Raw genomic sequence first — 24,274 nt, forward strand, 5'->3', positions numbered from 1 at the left:
ACCGGCAACCGACAACCGACAACTATTCCCCCTTTGGGGGCTAGGGGGCCAACCGACAACCATCCCCCCTTTGGGGGCTAGGGGGCCAACCGACAACTTTTCCCCCTTTGGGGGTCGGGGGGCTACAACTTCGTATCTTTGTCCTTTACTTTCGCTTATGGCTTTTGGTTTTCCTGCACAAGAAGTTCGGTATCTGCCGCAATCAGAGGGTTCAAACACGCTCAACCGGTATTTGGCGTTTCGCGTATGCCGGGAGTTGCGCTGGCCGCTCGTAGCCATTACCGAAACTACGGTCACTGCCACTACCCTCAACTATGCAGGGAGTTGGAATGAAACCTTTACCCTAGAATGCCTCGATGGTGAAATTGCGCTGCGCTCGGTATCCAACGGGAACCAACCCTATGATGGAGGTCGCAATGGGAAAAACATCGATTTGTTTATCAACGCCTTTAATTCCCTCAAGAAGAAAAGCGCTGAAATTCCGTTGGAGGACGCTTACCTCGAAGCCAGTTTGCAAGAACAAGCGGTACTGATTTCACAGCGGCTGCAACCCACACCGGTTATTAAACAGTTTTACACCCCACTTTCGGTACTCATACCAGCCCCAGGATATACCCTCACACCCGCGTTGATCGGCATAAATGTACTTCTTTGGATCATCATGGTAGCCAACGGAGTGAGTCCGTGGAATGCCAACCCTGAACAACTCGTGCAATGGGGTGCCAATTTTACCCTTCATACCCTCGACGGCGAATGGTGGCGATTGGGATCAGCCTTGTTTTTGCATGCCAACCTGTTTCACCTGCTTTCCAATGCTATCGGAATGGCGCTGGTAGGGTTGTCGCTCGAACCCTTTTTGGGCAAAAAAGGACTGGCAGCCTTGTACCTCAGCACGGGTCTCGTGGCGAGTACGTGCAGTCTTTTTTGGAATGAAAACATCGTTTGTATTGGGGCATCGGGGGCAGTTTTTGGTCTTTTTGGCTTTTTGTGTACCGCACTTGTGTTTCGGTCGATCACCCACCGTATGAACGCCTCGGCATGGATTGCCATCACTATTTTTGTGGGGTTAAATTTAATCGGCAGTTTTGAAGATGGTATCGACGCAGCAGCGCATTTGGGCGGCTTCGGCGCAGGAATTCTTTGGGCCTTGGGGTACCATGCTTTTCGCGCCCATAGTCTATGGCGTCAAAGTGTACTCGCTATAGGTTTTACCCTCATCATAATCGGGGGGAATGCCTACACCTACACTAGCCTCAAGCCACGCATGCAACTCTTTCATTACTGGACGGCCATGGAAGAATTTGCCCAAAACGAGTCCATTGCCATCGATAGTTACCAATATAATGGGGACTCTACCGACGAATTTCGTGAGCAATTGGAGGAAACAGGCTTAGTGTATTGGCGTAAAAATAAAACGCTCCTCCATCGCCTCAACGACCCAACACTCCCCAAGAAAGTTCGCGCGTTAACCAAAAATTGTATCACTTACTGTACGTTGCACGAAAAATTCATTCGGTATAAATTAGACCTTTTACAAGAAAAAACCTCCGACGAAATGCCTCTTGAGAGGATGGAGCTGCAAATTGAATCCATTGGAGGGCGCATTCGCCAACAAATACAAGAAGTCGCTCGAGAATACAAACTCCCCATGCGAAATTAATTTTCGTTTTTTTAAAAGAAAAACAGCCAAAAAACGTTTCAAAAAATACCCTAGGAATTGACGGAAACGCCTTCTTGGATTTCGCAAATTTTAGTACCTTCGCAAGCTATGAATACAAATGATTACTTGGCATTACGTTCGGTTTTAGCTGCGCCACAAACCATTGCGATCATTCCCCACCGCAACCCGGATGGCGATGCCATGGGAAGTACACTCGGTTTGGCACACGCCCTACAACAAGGGGGACATACCGTAAAAGTAATGTCACCCAATGATTTTCCCGACTTTTTAAAATGGTTACCTGGCGCCGAGGAGGTTGCAATTTTTGAGCATGATCGTCCCCGTTGGAGTGCTTTTTTAAAGGAGCAATCGTTGGTATTCACCCTTGATTTCAATGCCTTGCATCGTACCGGCGATATGGAGCAGGTGCTCAAAACGCTTCCAGTTCCCATGGTCATGATCGACCACCACGAACGTGCGGACAGTTATGCAAAATTCACCTTTTCGGATACCCGTTACGGTTCGACTTGTGAAATGGTGTATCATTTTTTACATCAATTAGGCGAAAGCCAATGGATTAATAAAACGGTGGCCACCTGTTTGTACACAGGCATTATGACCGATTCAGGGCAATTTCGTTTCCCAAAAACTACGGGCGAAACCCACCGCATTGTAGCAGAATTTATCGATTTGGGCGTACCCAATACTGAAATTCCCACCTTATTATACGACAACAATTCCTACGACCGTTTACAACTGCTCGGTCGGGCGTTGCAAAATTTAAAAGTGTTTCCCGAGTACAAGGCTTCTTATGCCACCCTGTCGCAAGAAGAATTGGACGCGTTCCATTATGTGAAAGGCGATACCGAAGGCATAGTGAATTATGGGCTTTCGATCAAGGGCATTCAGTTGACAGCGCTGTTTATCGAACACCATGACGAAGGTTTGATTAAAATTTCATTCCGCTCCCAAGGCCCCTTTGATGTCAATCAGTTTGCTCGGGACCATTTTCAAGGAGGCGGACACCAGAATGCAGCGGGTGGAAAATCATATGATACACTCGAAGCTACCGTAGCACGTTTTGAAAAATTAATACACCAATCCCACCCCTAATTCTATGGCTATGTTTAAGAAATTTGTTTTTTTTATGGTTTTGGCGTTGTTAACCCTCACTGTAGGTTGCCAACAACAACAAGCCCGCCGTCCCGTTTCGCATTCTTCAGGAGCATTTATGAAAGCTTCGGTAGAGCGGAACAAAAAACTCATCAAAAACGAGGAAACTAAGATTGATTCCATCATCAAAAGCAATACCAATATTCAATACATTGCCTCCAAAAAGGGTTACTGGTATTATTACGACAAGAAAAACACTACCGACACTTTGCGCCCCAAGAAAGGCGATATTGCTTTTTTTGACTATGAAATCAAGGATTTGAATGGGAATATTATCTATTCCGATTTGGAACTCAAAGGACAATCGTACCGCGTTGACAAACAAACGATTATTACGGGACTCCAACATGGATTGAAACTGATGCGAAAAAATGAAACCGTGACGTTTTTATTTCCCTCCCACATAGCCTATGGCTATCATGGCGACAACCGCCGAATTGGAATAAACGAACCCATTATTTGTAAAGTAACGCTCACTGATTTTAGACCTGAAAATAAATTAAACGAACAATAATGAGACACCTACTCACTGGATTATTCTTGGTGCTTGCCCTTGGCTTTCAAAGTTGCAAAGACGAACATGCGCAATTGAAAGACGGACTCTATGCCGAATTGGAAACGGACAAAGGGACTATTTTGCTGCGCTTGGATTATGAAAATGCCCCGGTTACTGTTGCCAATTTTATCACCTTGGCCGAAGGAACGAATCCGTTTGTACGGGAGGAATACAAAGATAAAAATCTCTACGACGGCATCCGTTTTCACCGCGTTATTTGCAAAAACAATGGCGACGCCGAAGATTTCATGGTGCAAACAGGGGATCCCTCTGGAACGGGTTCGGGTGACGCCGGATATAAATTTAAAGACGAAATCTCAAAATTACGTTTCGATAAAGGCGGATTGCTAGCCATGGCCAATTCGGGTCCGGGCACCAACAGCAGTCAATTTTTTATCACCCTTGTGCCCACGCCTTGGTTGGACGGGAAGCATACTATTTTTGGACGTGTGGAAGGTGATGGTATGAACGCAGTGGAACAGATTAAATTGTACGACCAATTGATTAGTGTGACGATTATCCGCAAAGGAGAAGCCGCTAAAAAGTTTGATGCCGTCAAAGTGTTTTCCGATTATTTCCGTGCTGAAGCTGAGAAACAAAAAAAACAAGCCAAAATCGATGCGGCGAATTTAAAAGTGTATGAAGCTGAAAAACAGCGCTTTTTTGCTGATCTTCGTAAAAAAGCTACCGTCACCAAAAGCGGTTTGGCCTATTATGTATTGGAAAAAGGAAATGGTGGAAAACCCAATATGGGAGATAATTTGTTGGTGCAGTATGCTGGCTTTTTTGAAAACGGCACGCTCTTTGACACCAGCCGTTTGGATTTGGCCAAAAAAATGGGCAATTATAACGCGCAAAAAGAAGGCATGGGCGGCTATGCTCCCCTACCGATGCAAGCCGGAGCCAAAGCTGGAGCCATACCCGGATTTATGGAAGGTTTGGACTTGATGCACTATGGCGATACAGTTTTGCTTTTCATTCCTGCCGCGCTGGGCTATGGTGAAACTGGAGCTGGAAAAGTAATTCCCCCCAACACCGATTTAATATTTGAATTAGAATTAGTAAAACCATAATAAAACAACTCAAATGATGAAATCAATATTCAAAGGAATAGGCGTATTGTTGTTATGTACCGTGGTAGCACAAGCACAAACGCCAAAGAAAGCTTCCGCAAAACCAAAAGCAAAGGTAACCCAAGCCGTAGCGGCTCCCGTAGCCAAGAAACCCGCTCTCGCCGATGGAATGTATGCCGAAATTGACACCCCAAAAGGGAAGATGCTTTTGGAATTGTATTATCAAAAAACGCCTATCACCGTGGCCAATTTTGTGGCATTGGCCGAAGGAACGCATCCCTATGTAAACGGTACCATGAAAGGAAAGAAATTTTATGACGGTTTGATTTTTCACCGCGTTATTAAAGATTTTATGATTCAAGGAGGCGATCCTTCTGGTAACGGTTCTGGGGGTCCGGGCTATGCTTTTAAAGACGAAATCACCGACGATAAATTTACGGGTCCAGGTATTTTAGCAATGGCCAATGCAGGACCAAAAACTAACGGGTCGCAGTTTTTTATCACACACAAAGAGACTGCTTGGTTAAACGGTAAGCATACTATTTTTGGAAAAATCATTACAGGACAAGAGGTTGTCAATACGATAGCTCAAAACGATCCGATGACCAAAGTAACCATCATTCGCCAGGGGGCTGCGGCCAAAGCATTTGATGCACCCAAAGTTTTTAGCGATTACTATGCGAGTGTTGCCTTGGAAGAGCAAAAAGCAGAAGAAGCACGTAAATTGGCCAATGCGGCAGCCTTGAAAGAGTTTGAAGAAAAAGGGCAAATGACAGCCAGTGGATTACGTTACATCGTATTATTACCCGGTACTGGAGAGAAACCCGTTGCAACAAGTAATGTAAAAGTGCACTACACTGGTATGTTGACCGATGGTAAAATATTTGACAGCAGTGTACAACGCGGCCAACCCATCGATTTCGGATTAAATCAAGTAATTCCGGGATGGACAGAGGGTGTACAATTAATGCCCGAAGGCGCTAAGTACAAGTTTTATATTCCTTACAAACTGGCGTATGGAGATCGCGGTGCTGGAGGCGTTATTCCTCCCAAAGCGGATTTAATTTTTGAAGTTGAATTATTGAAAATCAATAGTAAATAAAAAAGTAAGGCTGTCTAAAACGACAGCCTTTATTATTTTATAGCAGCGGATTTACCCTTTAAAACGCCAAATAAATACATCGGAAACCTCATCAATCAAAGCGCCGATTTCAACGCGAATCACCTGCCCATATTCTACTTGTAAGGTAAGCCAATTGGACTCGTTAAAATAATTGGTTACAGAATCAAAATCCTCCGTTTCCCAGGAAGAAAAGGGAAGCGCTTCAAGAATTTTAGTTATGGGTTCGCCTATGATCGCATGTCCTAGCAAGGTAGCGTCAGCATGTGAAGTTATGGCATAGCCTAGACGAAAATCCTCATCGGCATAAAACGTGAGTCGCAATTTGTGGGAATCATACAAATAAATGGTGTTGCCATCCTCGTCTTGAAATTGACGATTAGGCAAACCGAGTTGCGCGACGACATCGTTTGTTTTCATGCCGAAAAGCAAATGGGCAAGACCGTTTTTGGGATCGATTTTCATTTAACTATAGAGAAAAGTGCCATGAGGCGTTTGGATGGTCAATTGTTTTTGTGGAGATGCTTCTACTCTACCCACAATTTGAGCCTCAATCCCAAAACGATGGGCTATGGCGATAATAGCTTCGGCCGTTTCGGGCTGCACATACAATTCCATACGGTGTCCACAATTGAAAACTTGATACATTTCTTTCCAATCGGTACCTGACTGTTCTTGTATGAGTTGGAACAAAGGAGGAATCGGGAAAAGATTGTCTTTGATAACATGAACTGCTTCGACAAAGTGAAGTACTTTGGTTTGTGCCCCACCGCTACAATGCACCATGCCATGAATAGCCGCTGCGCCAATTTCTGATAAAATTGCTTTAATCACAGGCGCATAGGTTCGCGTGGGAGAAAGCACTAGTTTCCCTGCATCTAACGGTGTGCCTTCTACAGCATCGGTTAAACCTACCGTTCCAGCATACACCAAATCATCAGGCACAGCGGGGTCGTAACTTTCAGGAAAAAGTTGCGCAAGAGCATGGGTAAACACATCATGTCGTGCAGAGGTAAGTCCATTACTACCCATTCCGCCATTGTATTCTTGTTCATACGTGGCCTGTCCGAAACTAGCCAATCCTACAATAACGTTGCCCGGCTGAATACGTGCATTGTCGATTACATCACTGCGTTTCATTCGAGCAGTTACGGTCGAATCGACAATAATTGTACGAACCAAGTCGCCCACATCGGCGGTTTCTCCCCCGGTGGAATGAATGGTAACTCCAAGTTGACGCAATTCGGTAATAAGTTCTTCTGTCCCGTTGATAATCGCCGCAATAACTTCCCCTGGTATTAGATTTTTATTTCGACCAATAGTGGAGGAAAGTAAGATATTGTCTACGGCGCCCACACACAAAAGATCATCGATATTCATAATCAATGCATCCTGAGCAATTCCTTTCCAAACGGAGAGATCACCCGTCGTTTTCCAATACATATAGGCGAGAGAGGATTTGGTTCCAGCTCCATCGGCATGCATAATCAAACAATAATCGGGATCCCCGGTAAGGTAGTCGGGAACTATTTTACAAAATGCTTTGGGGAATAATCCTTTATCGAGATTTTGAATCGCTTGGTGAACTTCTTCTTTGGAAGCTGATACACCGCGTTGATGATACCGTTGTGAGGTTTGCGCAGCCATTGTTATGTTGTGTTGTGCTGCAAAGGTAGTATTTCTATTGAAAGATTCAAGAGTCCCTTTGAAGCTTGAAGCAACAAAATGCATTACAATAGCCACATTTTAAAATTGGAAAACCATCGTAATAGGGTAAAAGTCAATTATAAATGCTTGTATACGTTTAAATCGGGATTTTTAACAAATAGTATACTTTTTGCACACCCAACTTGAATCAAAAACCCACTACTTTTACTCCATTATAAGCCAATAACACAATAGGCCATAGACTCTAATGTATTCGGAAATAGCGCTTAGGTACGTCGATCTACGAAAGGGAAATGAAGATGCAGTTTAGAAAAACAAGGTAGTTTATGGTCGGGGAAAAGAAGCCGAACCGATGCACGTAAAATGATAGTAGGCCCATTTACACACCATTTATTATGAGAAAATTTTTATTTTTTTGTCTAGTTACACTTTTTGGAGGGACTTTAACTCAAGCACAAACCCAAAAGCTAATCTCGCCTGTATTCTGGCAAGCGGGCGTTCAAGCCATTCATCAAGAGGAAATTAAAGGAACAACGGTATTTTCTTTTAGTACGTTTCGACATTTTTTTCTTAATTTAGAAGCTGTAAACTTAAATGCCTATCAATTGCATCGTACTGGAAGTCAATATCGTCTCATTGCGCTCAATCCCAAAACCAATTTGGGAACCTACCAAGCGGATGTTACCAAAGCAGGTGTATTCCTCACGACACCAAGGTATAAAGGAACGTTGAAAGAAGCTCCAACAACACTATTTACAGAAGACAATCAGATTGCAATATTACTTATGGGTGTTGCTGAAATTGCCGATACCACCACCAAACGACAGGCGTATGAGGATTATGTTACCCAATCGGGAACAGATTGTGCTTTATCTAATACGTATTACTCTGTAGGTGTTGGTCTCAACACAGCGGCAGCAATAAGTCACCTAAATCACATCATTAAAAGACATAAAGCTTTAGGAACATTCGACGATTGTACGGCAATTAGCACTCAAGCAGAAACCCATTGTTTTTTCATCGGTTGTTTCGCCACCTTCGCATGGTGTTGCACCAATTAATTTTATATATTATGGCAAAAGTTGGTCCCATCCCTGTTGCATTATTTTTTCTAACCTTATTTGGCCTTCTCATCTATGGCCTACTGTTAGTGCAACGTAATGAGAAAAATCCGCGTGCCCTGTTATTATTTATCGGCATGATCTTTTTCCCATTCTTAGGTCCCTTGACGTACATTTTGTACTATCATTTGGTCAAAAAGCATGTCACAAAAACCACATAAGGTTTTCGTAAACTTTAGAAGCATTCCTTTTCACGTATTGCAGCACAACGATAAAGTTTTTGATGCTTTGCAGGATGAGTTTGCCTTTACCTAACTGCCGTTGGAAATCCCCAAGCAGTGCTTGTCCACCCCATAGTAGTAGCGCGATATCAATTGCATTCAATTATGGGGCTTGGGACATGTTTATTATTGTTGATGTTGATTAAAAAAATGTTTGCAGACCGTAAATATTTTGTATTTTGCTGAAAAACAAAACAATGCGCTACAATTTATATTTTCTTTTCGTCTGGATTTCTGTTTCGGCACAACCGTTTGTTATTGGTAGTACTACAACAACATTTACCGACAACACGCGTAATAACCGGTCGGTGAGCACACAAATTTATTATCCCGCAGTGAGTGCAGGAACCGATACCCCCGTAGCTCAAGGTAGTTTTCCAGTTATTGCTTTTGGACACGGTTTTGTGATGAATGTAGGCGCTTATCAAAATATTTGGGAACTTTTAGTGCCTCAAGGATATATTGTAGCCTTGCCCACAACAGAGGGTGGATTTTCACCGTCACACCTCAACTTTGCTCAAGATTTAGCTTTTGTGATTACGCAGATTAAAGCGCAAAATACGCAAAATGGAGCCTTCTTTTTTCAACGGATTCATCCCAAAGCAGGCGTCATGGGGCACAGTATGGGCGGAGGAAGTGCACATTTGGCGGCTGCACTCGGTGCACCTATCGATGCACTATGTACCTTAGCTCCTGCGGAGACCAATCCAAGCGCCATTTCAGCCTCACAAAACATTACACTCCCTTCTCTTGTTATAGCAGGAAGTAACGATTGCATCACACCACCCAATACAAATCAGTTACCTATGTACAATGCTTTACCTTCTGGGGCATGTAAAGCATACCTCTCGATTACAGGGGGAAGCCATTGCCAAATGGCCAACAGCAATTTCAATTGTAGTTTTGGAGAAGCCACTTGCTCCCCGAGTCCCACTATTACCAGAAGTCAACAACAAGCAATCATGCATAGTTACCTACTCCTATGGATGAATGCACAACTAAAAGACAGTTGCAGCGACCGCGACCAATTGCTACAGTTGCTAAATGCAGCCAACGGTGTTACCGCCCAATGGCAATGTACATCCTGTGCCTTGGATTTGGCCAATATTTCGCAAGAAAAAGGACTGCGACTCGCTAATCCAATGCTATCAACGTTGACCATTCCTTTACCGGCAACGGCGATACAATCACTAATTTTGCGCGATATTCAAGGGAAAATTGTCTTGGAAAAAACCAATTCAGCTTCTATTGCGGTCGACTTTCTAGCGGCTGGAACCTATATTTTAGAACTCACTACAACGTCTGGGGAACGCTACCAACAAAAGTTGATGAAACAGTAGGGAGACCAAAGCTGTTTTTTACCTTCTTGAAATTGAAATAATTACATCAACGCGCTAAGATGCGAATTTCTACCCGTCGATTGGCTGCTTCTTCTTGGGCATTGCGCTCCGGTATTGGAAAATGAGGTTGCTGGGTACCATAGCCTTTGTAGATCATTCGTTTGCGATCAATTTTATACCGCAACAAATAGGTGTAAACGGCTCTGGCACGTGCTTCAGAGATATAGGTGTAACGGTTTTCAGTATCGCAACAAATATGACCTTGAATCTCAATTTTTAAAGTCGGATTTTCCTCCATCACACAAAGCAACTCCAACAAAACAGATTCGCTTTCGGGCATAAACTTAGCCGAATGATTGTGAAAAAGAATTTGCTTCAAAGCTATCCGATCTCCAACTTTAGCCTGAGCCACAGCATCCTTCAATAAAGGTGCGGGAGATTCCATAGCAGGAGTCGAATTCTTGGGTTGCTCCACTTCATAAAAAAGGGTGACTCGACGATTCTCTTCTTGGCGCGGTGACTGCTTGAAATCTTCCCCAAAACCCCGAATTTCTATATTTTTCTCAACCGAAATATTTTGTTGTTTCAAATAATCATAGACCGCATACACACGGCGGAGTGCCAACGTATCATTGTATCCATTGCTTCCTTTCCAATCGCAAAACCCATACAACTTGGTGACCTTATAGGCTTTCCCCTCAGCAATCCAAGAATTGAGGGTCTGAATTGCTTGCGCATTCAAATCGTATTTGTCAAAATCAAAATAAACGTCAAGCTTTTGCTGCGCATAGACTTGGCCGCAAAAAAATAGGAGAAGAAAATAGCGAAACATAATCTTTAGATAGCGTGCTTGATTAAAATTTCAACACGACGGTTGGCAGCTTTTTCGGCCTCGGACTTTTCTGGCAGGGGAAAAATGGGGTTGGAACTACCAAATCCTTTATACCCTAATCGTTTGGCATCAATACCGTTTTGGGTGAGATGCCTGTAAATTTTATGGGCTCTTCGAATCGACAGTTTCGTGTCGTTGGGGTCGGGATTGCAACAAATATACCCGTGAATTTCAATCTCCAATTTCGGAAAATTATGCATCACTTCAAGCAATTTGTCCAATAAGGGCAATGATAAGATTTCAATTTCATCACTGTTGAATACGAAGTTAAGATTTTTTATTCTAAAAACGATCCCCGCCTTGGATTGGGTCAGTTGCGTTTCCAATTGTTCCGCCTCTTCAGCGATTTGTTCCTCTGGAGTCAGCGTTTCTTCAACCAGAGGAGCAATCTGCTCTTTTTTTTCAATTACGGTAGGTAACACTGAATCTTCAATTTTAGCTAACGCTTCAACTACTAAATCAACCCTACGATTTTGAGCATGTGAAGAAAACTCTAATTGGCGTTCCCCGATTACCTTTTGAAGCGCTTTCCCGGAGGAAATTGACAAGTCATCCAATTGTTGAAGTACCGAATTGATACGTCGTTGTGCCAAAGCATCGTTGTAGGCGATACTTCCACGGGCATCACAATAGCCCCGAATTTCAATCACTTTATAATGTACTAATGAGTAATTTACCTGGAGTTTCTTTACTTCTTCTATGGAAATCGAACTTTGATCCAACGCAAAAAAAACTGAAATTGTACGTTGGGCAGCTACGCAATTCGTCATAAAAAGAAAAAGGAAGAAGAATTTACGCATTTATTTTTGAGTGATTAAAATTTCAACCCGGCGGTTTTGAGCGGCTTCTTCTTCTGATTTTTCGGGAATTGGAAATTTAGGCTTGGAAACACCAAATCCTTTAACGGTAATTCGCTCGGAGGCGATTCCTTCTGAAACTAAAATACGTTTGATTTGGCGGGCGCGATCCAACGAAAGGTTTTTATAATCTTTACTCACACAACAAATATGCCCTTGAATTTCAATGTGGAGTTTGGGATTCTTATACAACACATTGACCAATTCATCGACAGCATTTTTGGAAGTAGGCATCACGGCAAAGGTGTTTTGATAAAAATTGATATCCCGAAGTCGAATTAACGTCCCCACCCGCGCCAACTGGATTTTCTCCTCCAAAGAGGCATTTTCTGGGAAATGCATGGCTTCTTCCTCAATCACCTCGGGCTCAACAGGTTTCTCAGGTTCGACCGGTTTAATCCCTAAAATTTCATTTTCACGGGCAAAATCTTTGGGCTGAATAAATAAGATGGTCGCTCTTCGGTTTTCAGCTTTATTTTTGGATTGGGTAAATTTCTCCCCAAAACTGTGGGCTTTGTAATCGACACGGGTGGCAATTTTTCCCTGGACTTGCTGGTATACAAAATCAACCCGCTTACGGGAAAGCGTATCGTTGTAACCACTACTGCCATCCTCATCGGTATAGCCTTGAATGGCAAGGATTTTCACCTCTTTATGGGTTTGCATCCATTGTTGTAATCGTTGTGTTTCTTTGGGACTGGTTTCAAATTTTCCACTGTCAAAATACACCACAAATTGTTCCTGTGCCTGAAGTAGTCCGACGAACAGCAGTCCGAGAAATAGTACTAGTTTTTGCATACTCATACAACGAAAATACACAAATTTTAGTGCCCAGAAATAAAAAAACCCGCTATTGCTAACGGGTTTTTATGTTTAGATTCAAAATTGTATTATCGCGTAAACAATAACTCACGGTATTTCGTCAATGTCCACATTTCGTCATCGACTAGTAACTCCAGTTTATCGCAATGCTCACGGATGATGTCAAAATACGGTTTTACTTTGTCACAATAGGCTTCCGCTTGTTTTTCAGCCGTCGTCAAATTATTAGCTTTCTTGCGCTCTTCAATCATCGCATCGACATTACTGTTGATTCCTTCGATGTGAGCGGATATTTCTTTGATTAACGAAATTTGCTCTTTGGCAATTTTTTCAAAGTCCTTACCAAATATTTCTTTCAAACCGCGTACATTTTCAATCAACGTATTTTGATAACGTATAGCCGTTGGAATCACGTGATTTCGGGCAATATCTCCCAACACACGTCCTTCGATTTGGATTTTTTTGGTGTATTCTTCCAATTCGATTTCGTAACGGGCTTCTACCTCAACGTGGTTCATGATGTGTAACTCTTCAAACAATTTCACCGCTTCTTTAGAAACTTTCGCTTTCAACGCTTTGGGTGTCGTTTTATGATTGCTCAAGCCACGTTTTTTAGCCTCTTTTTCCCAAGCTTCGCTGTAACCATCACCTTCAAAAAGGATGTTTTTGGTTTCTTTGATGTATTCGCGTAACACATTGAAAATCGCCTCGTCTTTTTTCAAGCCTCTTTTCTCAATTAAAGCATCTACTTCCAATTTGAAATCTTTCAACTGTTTGGCGACAATAGTATTCAAAGTCGTCATGGCATTGGCACAGTTGGCTGACGAACCTACCGCACGGAATTCAAATTTATTCCCTGTGAACGCAAACGGCGAAGTACGGTTACGATCGGTGTTGTCTAATAATACATCTGGAATTTTACCTACCACATTCAATTTCAAATCGGTTTTTTCTTCTGGAGAAAGTTTGCCATTGGTCACCCCTTCTAATTCGGCCAAAACTTTTGTCAATTGTTGACCAATGAATACCGATATAATAGCGGGTGGCGCTTCATTGGCTCCCAAACGATGGTCGTTGCTCGCAGAAGCAATAGACGCGCGTAACAATTCTTCATATCGATACACCGCTTTGATGGTATTGATGAAAAAGGTCAAGAACTGTAAGTTGCTCATCGGTGTTTTTCCGGGTGCTAACAAATTTACACCTGTATCGGTTGCCATGGACCAGTTGTTGTGTTTTCCTGAACCGTTCACTCCTTTAAAAGGTTTCTCATGCATCAACACTTTGAAATCGTGTCGTTCTGCAACTTTTGACATTACATCCATCAACAATGAATTGTGGTCCACCGCCAAGTTGGTTTCTTCAAAAATAGGTGCTAATTCAAACTGATTGGGTGCTACTTCGTTGTGACGGGTTTTCACGGGAATACCCAACAACATACACTCGTTTTCCAAGTCGCGCATATAATTCAAAACGCGAGTAGGAATCGAACCAAAATAGTGGTCTTCCAATTGTTGCCCCTTGGCAGAAGCGTGACCCAACAACGTTCTTCCTGTCAACGTAATATCAGGACGAGAAGCAGCTAAGGCCGAATCAACCAAGAAATATTCTTGCTCCCAACCTAAGGTTGGTGTCACTTTTTTTACATTTTTATCAAAATATTTAGCCACCTCAGTCGCTGCTTCATCAATAGCGTTTAAAGCACGTAACAAAGGCGTTTTATTATCTAACGCTTCACCTGTGTAAGACACAAAAACCGTAGGAATACACAAGGTAGTTCCGTAAATGAATGCGGGCGAAGTGGGATCCCAAGCGGTATAACCACGTGCTTCAAAGGTGTTGCGAATTCCCCCGTTGGGAAAAGATGACGCATCAGGTTCTTGTTGCACCAACTGACTTCCACCAAATTTCTCTACTGGATCACTGCCGTCAAATGAGGTTTCAAAAAAGGCATCATGCTTTTCAGCAGTAGTCCCTGTTAAAGGTTGGAACCAATGCGTATAATGAGTTACGCCTTTAGTAAGCGCCCATTCTTTCATTCCCATAGCGATATAATCGGCCAATTTACGATCGATTTTTGTCCCGTATTGGACGGCACTTTTTACGGCTTTATACGCTTCTGGCGTTAGAAATTGCCGCATCGCTTTGTCGTTAAATACATTTGAACCAAAGATGGCCGACTTTTTGTCGAGCTCTTCTACCTTAACTGGTTTACGATTACCAGCAGCTTGTAAGGCCTGAAAACGCAATGTTGACATAAAAATGTGTTTTAAAATGATTATACCCTAAATATTGTGGTGCAAATATATTTATTTTTGACAAATAAAATATTATACCCCTATTTTTTTAGGGGGTTGTTTACAATTTAATAATACTTAAATATTATTGAATGTGTTTTTGGAGGGTTACGGAAAGGATTATCTTTGTAAAAAAATTGACGTATGACCGTTTGGATTCTCTTTTTTGCTTTAGTAGTAGGTATTTTGGCGTTGGATTTAGGGGTTTTTAACAAGACACCCCATATCATTAGCTCAAAAGAAGCAGGAAAATGGACCGCGCTATGGGTAACTTTATCCTTTATATTTTCGGGTGTCATCTACTGGCTGTACGGCACTGACTACTTAGCCAATCCCACACAACTCTCGCAATCCACTGCAGCGATGAAGTTTATCACCGGGTACCTCATTGAGTTATCCCTTAGTATTGACAATATTTTTGTGATTGCTGTCATTTTTGCCTCATTTCGCATTCCGCAGAAATACCAGCATCGGGTATTGTTTTGGGGTATCTTAGGGGCCATCGTTTTCCGTGGGTTGATGATTGGTTTTGGAGTCGCCATTATCAATAAGTTTACTTGGACAACTTATGTGTTTGGGGCATTTTTAATTTTTACAGCAGCTAAAATGTTGTTTTCTAAAAAAGACGACGACGCTTTTGACCCCAAGCATTCCGCTATTTATAAGTTAATAGGAAAAATTATTCCAATCACCTCGGAGCACGATAAAGAAAAATTCTTTGTTCGTACGCAGCAGGGTAAAAAAGCAGCGACTCCATTATTTGTGGCCTTAATGCTCATTGAAGTCATGGATGTATTGTTTGCTGTCGATAGTGTCCCTGCGATTCTATCGATTACCTCTGATCCATTTATCGTATTTAGTTCCAATATTTTTGCCATCCTAGGCTTGCGTTCGATGTACTTTTTCTTAGCCAATATGTTGGAAAAATTCAACCATTTAGAATACAGTCTTATTATTATCCTAACCTTTGTTGGGGTAAAAATGTTGGCCCACGATTATATCAAACTCCCTGAATGGGCATCCTTGCTTTTTATTGTGGCCTGTTTGGTAGGCGGCGTGGTATTTTCGCTGTACAGTGCTTCAAAGGTCGAAGCAGCCAAACCTTCTCGGGATGAAGAATAAAAAAGGCACTCCGAAGAGCGCCTTTTCACTAACCAAACAAACAAACTATAGTAATTAACCTAATTTTCTATGGTAATTTCGTTACGTTTTGGATACCGTAACGGCGAACAACTTCATGGTAGTCGTTGCACGAAGTGGAAGTAGCGGCTTGTTTTCCAAAAAAGCCAGGAACAATCACAATGCGTAAGACTTGGTTGACACGGAAATTAGGGGATACCCCTGCCAAATCAAAACCGTGCATGAAGATATTTACATCAAATCGTGTAAAGTCAAAATCATACCCAAAATCCAAAGTCCCGTCGGGGAAGAAATACGTTTCAGGCATTAATTTCCACACATCCACGCCTCCTGAAACTCCCGCCAAGCGATAGACCAATACCATATCAGAATTGAAATTGGGCTGCGGAAATGTAATCAACGTACTGAAATTATTGGAGGGCGTAAATGAACGTGTCACTTCATATACTTGACTAATGGTATCATTGTCTATCGTATCCTCTCGAACTTCATTAACGGTACAACTTTGAAGACTCATCATCCCGATGAAGGCTAACAATAAGGTAATTTTTCGCATAGGAGTCGTGTTTTAAGATTATACTTCAAACTTATTTACACCTATTCAATAGTCGTGCCAAAAATTACCCATGCTGCACCCCAAATAAGTAGTTAGCTTATTGACAGCGTGTTACAATAAAAAAGCTCCAACAACGGGAGCTTCTTTCTTATTGCTTAATTATCTTTTGATGAAAAACACCTTCATCGGTTTCCCATTGTACTGTATACCATCCAGCAGCCAAATGCGAAATATCGGTGGAATATGCCACGGGCTTTCCGAGGAGATCCCAAACCACAATTTTTTGAATTTGTGCTGTGGCTACACCCGTAATGGTGAATACTCCGGTGGTTGGATTCGGAACGAGTCGTGAATTCCCTGGAGTAAATCCTACATTTCCTAGAGCTGCAAAAGGATAACAATCGGACACCGCGACACAACCGTTGGTAGAAAGCTGTACGGCGTAATTCCCATCGGTTGTGGGGGTAAATACTTGCCCCGTAGCATTGGGTATCGGTGCATTGTTATTGTCACAATCCAACCATTGGTAGGTTGTACCCGTCAAAGTGCGATCGGCCGACAATTGAGTATCGGTTACCGTCACGGAGGTTGTAAAGGCATTTTGCGAATCAGAAACAAAAACCGGAATGGTAAAGGTATTCACTTGATCGGGTTCGCAAAAAGTATTCGTAACTGTAAGCGTTACCTCTTGCAATCCGGGACAAACAAACGTATGCGATGGGTTTTCGAGCGTACTTACAGGAGTATTGTCCCCAAAATCCCAACTGGATGCCATGTAATTTGAACTCAAATTTACAAAGTTCACCGTTACTCCATTATTCGTTGGATTAAAATCGGGCTGCACCGGTACAAAAGCAAATGCCGCTTGTGGCGTTAGACAACGTTGGATATCCATAAAACGAACGGTGGTGGGAACCCATTGGTTGTTGACCAAATTTCCACTGGCCTCCAAAACAGGAATCTTGTGAGCAGGATCAAACCATTGGTAAGAAACAGTCGTTGTGGTGGTCGTTTGTGGAGTCCCATCGACAGTGATTGTGGTCGTTTGCACCAAGGTACTTTTCAATTTCAACACATTAGCAAAAGAACCAAAAGGCGTAACCAAAGTGCCCCACCCTTCTACCAAATTGGTGCGCTGTCCAGCGGATTGAATTTGCACCGGAAAACCAAAAGAGGAAAGATTGGCATTAATGGCAAAAGGCTGTGTGGCAGTATTGCCGAAATTCATGGGGAACTGATACAAATCATCGGGGTCCGTATAGGATACTACAAATGGAACTGTAGTTCCGTTTAGGGTAACTTGCGCCCCAATCATTTTATTTTGAAGGGCGGCATTCGTTTTATTCAAATGATTAACTACATTGGTCAAACCAAATCCTTGTAAAACGAGACCGTCGGTGGCCGTATTAGCCAAGTTAAAATTGGCATTAAATTGCGAATTACAATTAAAAAAATAACTATTTAAAAAACACCAAACAGTCTTATAACCACTATTATTGGGATTTGTCCATGAAATTTGCTCTTGCGTTTGAGGAACTAAAGCGCTATAATCCCAAGCTATTCCCGCACCTGTCACCGTGTAATCCAATTGTAACGCAGGCGGTTCGGGCGTTGTGATATAAAAGGAATCGCCCACCGAAGCGAAATTAGCCGACGTATATGTCGCTTGACCATACAAAACAGCAGTCATGCTGCATAAAAGTAACGTAATGATTCGCATTTTGTTTAAAATTTGCTCAAATATACTAATCCTAAAACAATACTCCTAAAAAAGCTTAACTAATTGAATATAAGATAAATTAAATTCCCCTGATAAATATCATATACAAAGCTAAGGAATGAATATACCTTTGTACTAGTAATAAATAGGTATAACACATGAACAAGACCCTTTTAGTTTTAGAAATTGCAGCTGAATTACAAGCGTACATTCAGCAAATTGAAAACTCAGTAAAACGCTACAAGTTAGCAACCGATTTGGACGACAATGACACCTTAGATCCTGAAGATTATGCCCGACAATCGGAGGCTGCGGAGATGCAATTGCGGTATGAACAACTGTTGCGACAAGCCAAAGAGATGGAAACCTTTATGAGGGAACAGCATTGCAAAAAGTACACTATCATTCAGCTTAGAGCCTTGGTTGAAACTGAAACATATTACATTTATGTGGGCATCTCAATCCCCACTTTTAAATGGAAAGATAAAACGGTAATTACGTTGAGTGAGAAAGCCCCTGCTTATGCAGAAATGCGGGGTAAAAAAGCAGGAGATACGATTGAGTTTGGCGCCAAAAGACATAAAATTTTAGCTATTTCCTAGTATAAATTAATGGACAGGGATATAAATAAGCTCCTCCGAATCGGGGAAGTTTTTTTTGTATTTCTCACTCAGGACTTCAAACTGGGGTCGGTTTTCCCATTGCAATTGAGCTTCAGGGAGCCATTGGGTAAAAATTGAACGAAAAAAATCTGACGCATTTGAACCGTCTCCTCGATAGGTAAATACAGCATAAAGCCCGGCAGGAATAATTAATTTCTGCATACCTTGAGGAATAGTTGTAAAGGCATCCACCTCTAAAGCTGCCCATTTTTCAAATTCAGTCTTTGGATCAAACGAGTAATCGGGTGGATTGACCTGAATATTAAACAACTGATTGCTTTTTACATTCTGAATTTCATGACGCCTTGGCATAAACGATTGCCAGAGTTCGCTCACCTGATAATCCAAAAAAGACATAGTACGAGAAATGCCAACCAATTTCTTTTCGGGTAATTGTATGATCTGAGGCTGCATTACTTTCGCTTATCAAAAAAAACTTTTACACCGCGAAAGGCACTGTAAGCAAAGAGAGTATAGAGTAATAGTCCAGCGATAATCGAATAATGGCCTGCGGATTGCCCTTTAGACTCTAAAAAAATAAAGTAAGTAATTCCTAGGTAAAAAATATAAAATGTTGCAGGAACAGCAATTAGTGTCATCAAACGCATGGCCCACGGTTGTTCATCTTTCGCATAACGAGCAATGATGCCGATTACAATCATTAGGGGTAATAAGGTCAATTTAACCGCAAATGATTCTTGTGGAAGGATGAAATAAGCATACAAAGGGACAATCATTGCAGTATGTATCACCAAAAAAGCAAAAGCAAGGACATCCATCCCCATCGGGCGATTCTCCTTCAAATAGGCTTTTATAGCTGTACGCACTTCCTCTTCGGAAAAACCATCCCGAACCAAAAAACGAATCGTATTGGTATAGGTGTAATTTTTGGAGAGATAATGCGCTACTTCTTGGTGTAAATCCTTTTGCATAGGTGTAAAATTATAAAAAAAACAGACAGGCAATTTACCTGTCTGGGGGTATTTAACAGCTGTTTTACATATTTCTTCGGTACTGACCTCCTACTTCAAACAAACCGGCTGTAATTTGACCCAAGGAACAATACTTGGTCGCTTCCATTAATTGGTCAAACATATTGCGGTTGTTAATGGCGGCGTCTTGCACCTGAGCGATGAGTTCTTTTACTTTTACACCATGTGCCCCGTGAAGATTTTGCAACGTTTGAATTTGCACTTGCTTTTCCTCTTCAGTGGCACGAATAACCTCAGCGGGTAAAACGGTTGGCGAACCTTTCGAACTCAAAAACGTATTCACCCCGATAATGGGGTATTCACCTGTATGTTTTAACGTTTCATAATACAAACTTTCCTCCTGAATTTTACTGCGTTGGTACATGGTTTCCATAGCACCCAATACTCCGCCACGCTCTGTAATGCGATCAAATTCAGCCAACACGGCTTCTTCTACCAAATCGGTTAGTTCTTCAATAATGAACGAACCTTGAATTGGATTCTCATTTTTTGCTAATCCCAATTCTTTATTGATAATCAACTGAATCGCCATGGCACGACGAACGGATTCCTCGGTAGGTGTTGTAATCGCCTCATCATACGCATTGGTATGCAACGAGTTACAGTTGTCGTAAATCGCATACAAAGCCTGTAAAGTCGTACGAATATCGTTAAAGTCAATTTCCTGCGCGTGTAACGAACGCCCTGATGTTTGGATATGATATTTCAACATCTGTGCCCGTTCGTTGGCGCCGTATTTGAATTTTAAGGCTTTCGCCCAAATTTTTCGCGCTACACGACCAATTACCGCATATTCTGGATCGATACCGTTGGAGAAGAAGAACGACAGGTTCGGGCCAAAATCGTTGATATTCATGCCACGGCTTAAGTAATATTCTACATAGGTAAATCCATTCGCTAAGGTAAAGGCCAACTGCGTAATGGGATTCGCACCTGCTTCGGCAATGTGATAACCAGAAATCGATACAGAATAGAAGTTGCGTACGTTTTTATGAATAAAATACTCCTGCACATCCCCCATCAATCGCAAAGCAAACTCGGTAGAGAAAATACAGGTATTTTGCGCTTGGTCTTCTTTCAAAATATCGGCTTGAACGGTGCCTCGAACTTGCGACAGGGTTTGTGCTTTGATTGTTGCGTATACCTCAGGATCCAAAATCTGGTCGCCGGTAACGCCCAACAACAATAAGCCTAAACCGTTATTCCCTTCTGGTAAAGTACTTCCTTTTTTAGGATAAAATGGATTATACGCTTTTCCATCGGCACAAATATATTGTGGACGACCCACGCCTTTGGTATCATATAGTTCCTTCAAACGGGCTTCCACCAAATGTTCCAATCCGTTTTCACGAATATATTTTTCACAATTTTGGTCAATGGCGGCATTCAAAAAGAACCCCAACAACATCGGGGCTGGACCGTTAATCGTCATCGATACCGAAGTCGCAGGATGACTCAAATCAAATCCGGAATATAATTTTTTGGCATCGTCTAAACAGCAAATTGATACACCCGCGTTTCCGATTTTTCCATAAATATCGGGACGGTGATCGGGGTCATTTCCGTATAAAGTCACCGAGTCGAAAGCCGTTGACAAGCGTTTTGCGGGCATACCCAAACTCACATAGTGAAAACGACGGTTAGTACGCTCGGGGCCGCCCTCACCCGCAAACATACGGGTTGGATCTTCGCCTTCGCGTTTGAACGGATACAATCCCGAAGCATACGGAAATTCACCCGGAACATTTTCCTGCAAACACCAACGGAGCAAATCACCCCAGGCTTGGTATTTGGGCAACGCGACTTTGGGAATTTGGGAATGGGACAAACTTTCGGTATGCGTTTGGATTTTAATTTCCTTATCGCGCACCTTAAAGCTGTACACTGGATTTTTATATTTATTGACTTTTTCTTCCCAAGACAACAAAACTTCCCAGTTGTAGGGATCTAAGTTCATTTTTACACGATCAAATTCTTTGACCAATAAATTGACCAATTGTTGAGTATCTTCTGCCCCTGGGCTAGCCACTTCAAGACCCGATTTGGTCATCACGGGCACTTGACCACTCACCGATTCTATCGTTTTGTAAATCCCGTATAATTTTTGGGCTACATCAACTTGAATGCTCACCGTTTGGTCGTAACTACGGTTATTCTCAGTAATTTCCGAAAGGTAGCGGGTACGGTTGGGTGGAATTACATAAATCTTTTCACTCATTTCACGGGTAATCGCGAAGGTGGACTTTAAGTTTGCCTCTGTCTTCTCCACAATTTTATCCATGATGGATTTGTACAACGCATTCATTCCAGGGTCATTGAACTGAGAAGCAATGGTACCAAAAACGGGCATGGTTTCAGGATCCACATCCCATAAATTGTGGTTGCGCTGGTATTGTTTTTTGACATCGCGAATGGCATCCAAAGCACCGCGTTTGTCGAATTTATTAAGGGCAACTAAATCGGCGAAATCCAACATATCAATTTTCTCCAACTGTGTAGCCGCACCAAATTCGGGGGTCATCACATACAAAGAGATATCCGAATGATCTAAAATTTCGGTATCGCTTTGACCAATTCCAGAAGTTTCCAAAATAATCAAATCGTAGCGCGCCGCCTTCAATACTTCGATGGCTTCGGCGACATATTTGGACAAGGCCAAATTGGATTGGCGTGTGGCTAAGGAACGCATATAAACTCGAGGGTTATTGATTGCATTCATACGAATACGGTCACCCAAAAGTGCGCCTCCTGTTTTGCGTTTGGACGGATCGACAGAAATTAAACCAATTGTCTTTTCGGGGAAGTCAATGAGAAAACGACGCACGAGTTCGTCTACCAACGACGATTTCCCAGCACCACCGGTTCCTGTAATCCCAAGTACAGGAATGGCAACTTCTTGATTACGCTCATAAATTGCATCCAAAGCGGGTTTAGCAACCGCTGGATAATTCTCAGCCGCTGAAATCACCCGCGCAATAGCTCTCGGGTTTTTTTCTTCCAAATGATTGAGTTCGCCATTCAACACATCGCCAACAGGAAAATCAGCCCGCTGTACCAAATCGTTGATCATGCCCTGAAGTCCCAAAGCGCGACCATCATCGGGAGAATAAATGCGTGTGATACCATAGGCTTGCAATTCTGCAATTTCTTCGGGTAAAATTACACCGCCGCCGCCGCCAAAAATCTTGATATGACCAGCTCCTTTTTCTTGCAACAGGTCGTACATGTATTTGAAATACTCATTGTGTCCGCCTTGATACGAGGTCATGGCAATCGCATTGGCATCTTCTTGAATGGCTGTATTCACCACTTCTTCAACACTGCGGTCGTGTCCAAGATGGATCACCTCACATCCCGTCGCTTGGATGATACGTCGCATGATGTTGATAGAGGCATCGTGACCATCAAACAAAGAGGCTGCGGTTACAATTCTTACTTTATTTTTAGGAATATAGGGCTTCACTTGTTCCATTTTTAATTGTAAAAGGATTTTAAGTGCGCAATTTACGAATAATATAATTTTTCTACCCTATGCTGTTAATTGAAATAATGTTAACATTTGCGGCATTATCTTTGAAGGTATTCAAAAAATTAAAATATGAAATCGATACTTTACTTGGCTACTTCCCTTTACATGATGAGTTCTTGTTTGGAGCTTTCTTCTGTAGCTGCTTCCCATTCACACAAATCAAGCCATAATCAATTGGACTTGGCCGGTGGATTGAAAGAAGCGTTAGACATCGGCATCCGCAAGCAGGTGGTAAAACTAACTGACGTAGATGGATTTTATAAAAATGAGTTGGTAAAAATTATGATGCCCGAGGAATTGCAGCGGGTGGATAAAGCGCTACGAAAAGTAGGTTTGGGTAGTTTGGCCGATGAAGGCGTACTAATGTTGAATAGAGCAGCCGAAGATGCGGTGAAAGAAGCCACACCTATTTTTGTGAATGCGGTAAAAAATATAAGCATTGCCGATGCCAAGTCAATAATTATGGGTGACAATCGCGCGGCGACAACCTTTCTAGAAACCCAAACCACGCAACCGCTTTACACCCAATTCAAACCTGTAATTCAACAATCGTTTGCCAAAGTTGGAGCGGATAAGGTTTGGAATCAAATTATCAGTAAATACAACGGACTCCCATTGGTTAAAAGAGTGAATCCCGACTTGACCGATTATACCACACGAAAAGCCTTAACGGGAGTGTTTACGATGATCGCTTTGGAAGAGCAAAACATTCGCTCCAACCTTAATGCACGGCCCACCAAGCTATTGCAACAAGTGTTTGCTTTACAAGACTAAAAATAAACCTTAAAATAGTCTTAATTTTTTAGTTATCAATAACATAAGAATAACAATCTATTAACACAGCCGCACCCAAAATAGTTGGATATTTGTATTGA

21 protein-coding genes are annotated in these 24,274 nt (G+C 42.2%); 10 read left to right on the forward strand and 11 right to left on the reverse strand.

Annotation, left to right across the window (positions count from 1 at the left end):
• The first annotated feature begins 157 nt into the window (after nucleotides 1-157).
• The 5 genes from ABWO12_RS01855 (at nucleotide 158) to ABWO12_RS01875 (ending at nucleotide 5,564) form a co-directional block, all read left to right on the forward strand.
• Nucleotides 158-1,660, forward strand: a complete 1,503-nt coding sequence (locus tag ABWO12_RS01855) for a rhomboid family intramembrane serine protease (RefSeq protein ID WP_353086716.1) — start codon at nucleotides 158-160, stop codon at nucleotides 1,658-1,660.
• Between the two features lie 108 nt (nucleotides 1,661-1,768).
• The gene (locus ABWO12_RS01860) at nucleotides 1,769-2,773 is read left to right on the forward strand and encodes a DHH family phosphoesterase (RefSeq protein ID WP_353086718.1); all 1,005 of its coding nucleotides are present in this window, start codon (nucleotides 1,769-1,771) and stop codon (nucleotides 2,771-2,773) included.
• Between the two features lie 10 nt (nucleotides 2,774-2,783).
• Entirely contained in the window at nucleotides 2,784-3,347 is a 564-nt protein-coding gene (gldI, locus tag ABWO12_RS01865; protein ID WP_353086720.1) for a gliding motility-associated peptidyl-prolyl isomerase GldI, read from the forward strand.
• Nucleotides 3,347-4,462 carry a peptidylprolyl isomerase gene (locus ABWO12_RS01870; protein ID WP_353086722.1) on the forward strand — a complete coding sequence of 372 codons (1,116 nt, stop codon included), beginning with the start codon at nucleotides 3,347-3,349 and terminating at the stop codon, nucleotides 4,460-4,462. The genes gldI and ABWO12_RS01870 overlap by 1 nt, the downstream gene beginning before the upstream one ends.
• Nucleotides 4,463-4,475: 13 nt before the next feature.
• On the forward strand, nucleotides 4,476-5,564 hold the full coding sequence (locus ABWO12_RS01875) for a peptidylprolyl isomerase (protein ID WP_353086724.1): 1,089 nt from the start codon (nucleotides 4,476-4,478) through the stop codon (nucleotides 5,562-5,564).
• 51 nt (nucleotides 5,565-5,615) lie between these two features.
• Here the strand turns inward: ABWO12_RS01875 and ABWO12_RS01880 are convergent, their stop codons facing one another.
• Together ABWO12_RS01880 and ABWO12_RS01885 are read right to left on the reverse strand one after the other, a co-directional pair.
• Nucleotides 5,616-6,047, reverse strand: coding sequence for a hypothetical protein (locus ABWO12_RS01880; protein WP_353086726.1), 432 nt, complete (start codon nucleotides 6,045-6,047; stop codon nucleotides 5,616-5,618).
• Nucleotides 6,048-7,229: an AIR synthase related protein gene (locus ABWO12_RS01885; RefSeq protein WP_353086771.1), complete on the reverse strand. Its 1,182-nt coding sequence runs from the start codon at nucleotides 7,227-7,229 to the stop codon at nucleotides 6,048-6,050.
• A gap of 416 nt (nucleotides 7,230-7,645) precedes the next feature.
• Between ABWO12_RS01885 and ABWO12_RS01890 the strand changes: the two genes are divergently transcribed.
• Complete coding sequence (locus ABWO12_RS01890; protein WP_353086728.1) at nucleotides 7,646-8,311, forward strand: hypothetical protein; 666 nt, start codon at nucleotides 7,646-7,648, stop codon at nucleotides 8,309-8,311.
• Between the two features lie 478 nt (nucleotides 8,312-8,789).
• Nucleotides 8,790-9,932, forward strand: coding sequence for a poly(ethylene terephthalate) hydrolase family protein (locus tag ABWO12_RS01895; RefSeq protein WP_353086729.1), 1,143 nt, complete (start codon nucleotides 8,790-8,792; stop codon nucleotides 9,930-9,932).
• Nucleotides 9,933-9,978: 46 nt separating this feature from the next.
• Here ABWO12_RS01895 and ABWO12_RS01900 read toward each other — a convergent pair whose 3' ends face one another.
• The 4 genes from ABWO12_RS01900 to ABWO12_RS01915 all read right to left on the reverse strand — a co-directional run bounded on the left by ABWO12_RS01900 (nucleotide 9,979) and on the right by ABWO12_RS01915 (nucleotide 14,761).
• Nucleotides 9,979-10,764 (reverse strand): OmpA family protein, encoded by a 786-nt coding sequence (locus tag ABWO12_RS01900; protein ID WP_353086731.1) that lies wholly within the window; start codon nucleotides 10,762-10,764, stop codon nucleotides 9,979-9,981.
• A 5-nt stretch (nucleotides 10,765-10,769) separates the two neighbouring features.
• Nucleotides 10,770-11,624 carry an OmpA family protein gene (locus ABWO12_RS01905; protein ID WP_353086733.1) on the reverse strand — a complete coding sequence of 285 codons (855 nt, stop codon included), beginning with the start codon at nucleotides 11,622-11,624 and terminating at the stop codon, nucleotides 10,770-10,772.
• Entirely contained in the window at nucleotides 11,625-12,479 is an 855-nt protein-coding gene (locus ABWO12_RS01910) for an OmpA family protein (RefSeq protein WP_353086735.1), read from the reverse strand.
• Nucleotides 12,480-12,571: 92 nt separating this feature from the next.
• A complete protein-coding gene (locus tag ABWO12_RS01915; RefSeq protein WP_353086737.1) occupies nucleotides 12,572-14,761 on the reverse strand; it encodes a glutamine synthetase III family protein in 2,190 nt (729 codons plus the stop codon).
• A gap of 183 nt (nucleotides 14,762-14,944) precedes the next feature.
• On the opposite strand from ABWO12_RS01915, the gene ABWO12_RS01920 reads away from it, so the two are divergent.
• On the forward strand, nucleotides 14,945-15,922 hold the full coding sequence (locus ABWO12_RS01920; RefSeq protein WP_353086738.1) for a TerC family protein: 978 nt from the start codon (nucleotides 14,945-14,947) through the stop codon (nucleotides 15,920-15,922).
• Between the two features lie 67 nt (nucleotides 15,923-15,989).
• Here ABWO12_RS01920 and ABWO12_RS01925 read toward each other — a convergent pair whose 3' ends face one another.
• Both ABWO12_RS01925 and ABWO12_RS01930 read right to left on the reverse strand, forming a co-directional pair.
• A complete protein-coding gene (locus tag ABWO12_RS01925) occupies nucleotides 15,990-16,496 on the reverse strand; it encodes a hypothetical protein (RefSeq protein ID WP_353086740.1) in 507 nt (168 codons plus the stop codon).
• Between the two features lie 148 nt (nucleotides 16,497-16,644).
• Nucleotides 16,645-18,216: a PKD domain-containing protein gene (locus tag ABWO12_RS01930; RefSeq protein WP_353086742.1), complete on the reverse strand. Its 1,572-nt coding sequence runs from the start codon at nucleotides 18,214-18,216 to the stop codon at nucleotides 16,645-16,647.
• Nucleotides 18,217-18,374: 158 nt separating this feature from the next.
• On the opposite strand from ABWO12_RS01930, the gene ABWO12_RS01935 reads away from it, so the two are divergent.
• Nucleotides 18,375-18,818 (forward strand): hypothetical protein, encoded by a 444-nt coding sequence (locus ABWO12_RS01935; RefSeq protein WP_353086744.1) that lies wholly within the window; start codon nucleotides 18,375-18,377, stop codon nucleotides 18,816-18,818.
• Between the two features lie 6 nt (nucleotides 18,819-18,824).
• Here ABWO12_RS01935 and ABWO12_RS01940 read toward each other — a convergent pair whose 3' ends face one another.
• From ABWO12_RS01940 to ABWO12_RS01950, 3 genes are all read right to left on the reverse strand, one after another.
• The gene (locus tag ABWO12_RS01940) at nucleotides 18,825-19,292 is read right to left on the reverse strand and encodes a GyrI-like domain-containing protein (protein ID WP_353086745.1); all 468 of its coding nucleotides are present in this window, start codon (nucleotides 19,290-19,292) and stop codon (nucleotides 18,825-18,827) included.
• Nucleotides 19,292-19,810 (reverse strand): hypothetical protein, encoded by a 519-nt coding sequence (locus ABWO12_RS01945; RefSeq protein WP_353086747.1) that lies wholly within the window; start codon nucleotides 19,808-19,810, stop codon nucleotides 19,292-19,294. The genes ABWO12_RS01940 and ABWO12_RS01945 overlap by 1 nt, the downstream gene beginning before the upstream one ends.
• 64 nt (nucleotides 19,811-19,874) lie before the next feature.
• The gene (locus tag ABWO12_RS01950) at nucleotides 19,875-23,342 is read right to left on the reverse strand and encodes a methylmalonyl-CoA mutase family protein (RefSeq protein WP_353086749.1); all 3,468 of its coding nucleotides are present in this window, start codon (nucleotides 23,340-23,342) and stop codon (nucleotides 19,875-19,877) included.
• 126 nt (nucleotides 23,343-23,468) lie between these two features.
• Between ABWO12_RS01950 and ABWO12_RS01955 the strand changes: the two genes are divergently transcribed.
• Nucleotides 23,469-24,173: a DUF4197 domain-containing protein gene (locus tag ABWO12_RS01955; protein ID WP_353086751.1), complete on the forward strand. Its 705-nt coding sequence runs from the start codon at nucleotides 23,469-23,471 to the stop codon at nucleotides 24,171-24,173.
• The last annotated feature ends 101 nt before the right edge of the window (nucleotides 24,174-24,274 follow it).

Origin of the sequence: Flavobacterium sp., assembly GCF_040379285.1 — a bacterium.
In the GTDB taxonomy this organism is placed as follows: domain Bacteria; phylum Bacteroidota; class Bacteroidia; order Flavobacteriales; family Flavobacteriaceae; genus Flavobacterium.

What these genes read in the sequence shown, in the direction of transcription:
- ABWO12_RS01880 (WP_353086726.1), bottom strand. Translation starts at nt 6,047, where the DNA reads ATGAAAATCGATCCCAAAAACGGTCTTGCCCATTTGCTTTTCGGCATG.
- ABWO12_RS01955 (WP_353086751.1), top strand. Translation starts at nt 23,469, where the DNA reads ATGAAATCGATACTTTACTTGGCTACTTCCCTTTACATGATGAGTTCT.
- ABWO12_RS01935 (WP_353086744.1), top strand. Translation starts at nt 18,375, where the DNA reads ATGAACAAGACCCTTTTAGTTTTAGAAATTGCAGCTGAATTACAAGCG.
- ABWO12_RS01860 (WP_353086718.1), top strand. Translation starts at nt 1,769, where the DNA reads ATGAATACAAATGATTACTTGGCATTACGTTCGGTTTTAGCTGCGCCA.
- ABWO12_RS01895 (WP_353086729.1), top strand. Translation starts at nt 8,790, where the DNA reads ATGCGCTACAATTTATATTTTCTTTTCGTCTGGATTTCTGTTTCGGCA.
- ABWO12_RS01870 (WP_353086722.1), top strand. Translation starts at nt 3,347, where the DNA reads ATGAGACACCTACTCACTGGATTATTCTTGGTGCTTGCCCTTGGCTTT.
- ABWO12_RS01930 (WP_353086742.1), bottom strand. Translation starts at nt 18,216, where the DNA reads ATGCGAATCATTACGTTACTTTTATGCAGCATGACTGCTGTTTTGTAT.
- ABWO12_RS01920 (WP_353086738.1), top strand. Translation starts at nt 14,945, where the DNA reads ATGACCGTTTGGATTCTCTTTTTTGCTTTAGTAGTAGGTATTTTGGCG.
- ABWO12_RS01885 (WP_353086771.1), bottom strand. Translation starts at nt 7,229, where the DNA reads ATGGCTGCGCAAACCTCACAACGGTATCATCAACGCGGTGTATCAGCT.
- ABWO12_RS01900 (WP_353086731.1), bottom strand. Translation starts at nt 10,764, where the DNA reads ATGTTTCGCTATTTTCTTCTCCTATTTTTTTGCGGCCAAGTCTATGCG.
- ABWO12_RS01890 (WP_353086728.1), top strand. Translation starts at nt 7,646, where the DNA reads ATGAGAAAATTTTTATTTTTTTGTCTAGTTACACTTTTTGGAGGGACT.
- gldI (WP_353086720.1), top strand. Translation starts at nt 2,784, where the DNA reads ATGTTTAAGAAATTTGTTTTTTTTATGGTTTTGGCGTTGTTAACCCTC.
- ABWO12_RS01925 (WP_353086740.1), bottom strand. Translation starts at nt 16,496, where the DNA reads ATGCGAAAAATTACCTTATTGTTAGCCTTCATCGGGATGATGAGTCTT.
- ABWO12_RS01910 (WP_353086735.1), bottom strand. Translation starts at nt 12,479, where the DNA reads ATGCAAAAACTAGTACTATTTCTCGGACTGCTGTTCGTCGGACTACTT.
- ABWO12_RS01915 (WP_353086737.1), bottom strand. Translation starts at nt 14,761, where the DNA reads ATGTCAACATTGCGTTTTCAGGCCTTACAAGCTGCTGGTAATCGTAAA.
- ABWO12_RS01950 (WP_353086749.1), bottom strand. Translation starts at nt 23,342, where the DNA reads ATGGAACAAGTGAAGCCCTATATTCCTAAAAATAAAGTAAGAATTGTA.
- ABWO12_RS01855 (WP_353086716.1), top strand. Translation starts at nt 158, where the DNA reads ATGGCTTTTGGTTTTCCTGCACAAGAAGTTCGGTATCTGCCGCAATCA.
- ABWO12_RS01940 (WP_353086745.1), bottom strand. Translation starts at nt 19,292, where the DNA reads ATGCAGCCTCAGATCATACAATTACCCGAAAAGAAATTGGTTGGCATT.
- ABWO12_RS01905 (WP_353086733.1), bottom strand. Translation starts at nt 11,624, where the DNA reads ATGCGTAAATTCTTCTTCCTTTTTCTTTTTATGACGAATTGCGTAGCT.
- ABWO12_RS01875 (WP_353086724.1), top strand. Translation starts at nt 4,476, where the DNA reads ATGATGAAATCAATATTCAAAGGAATAGGCGTATTGTTGTTATGTACC.
- ABWO12_RS01945 (WP_353086747.1), bottom strand. Translation starts at nt 19,810, where the DNA reads ATGCAAAAGGATTTACACCAAGAAGTAGCGCATTATCTCTCCAAAAAT.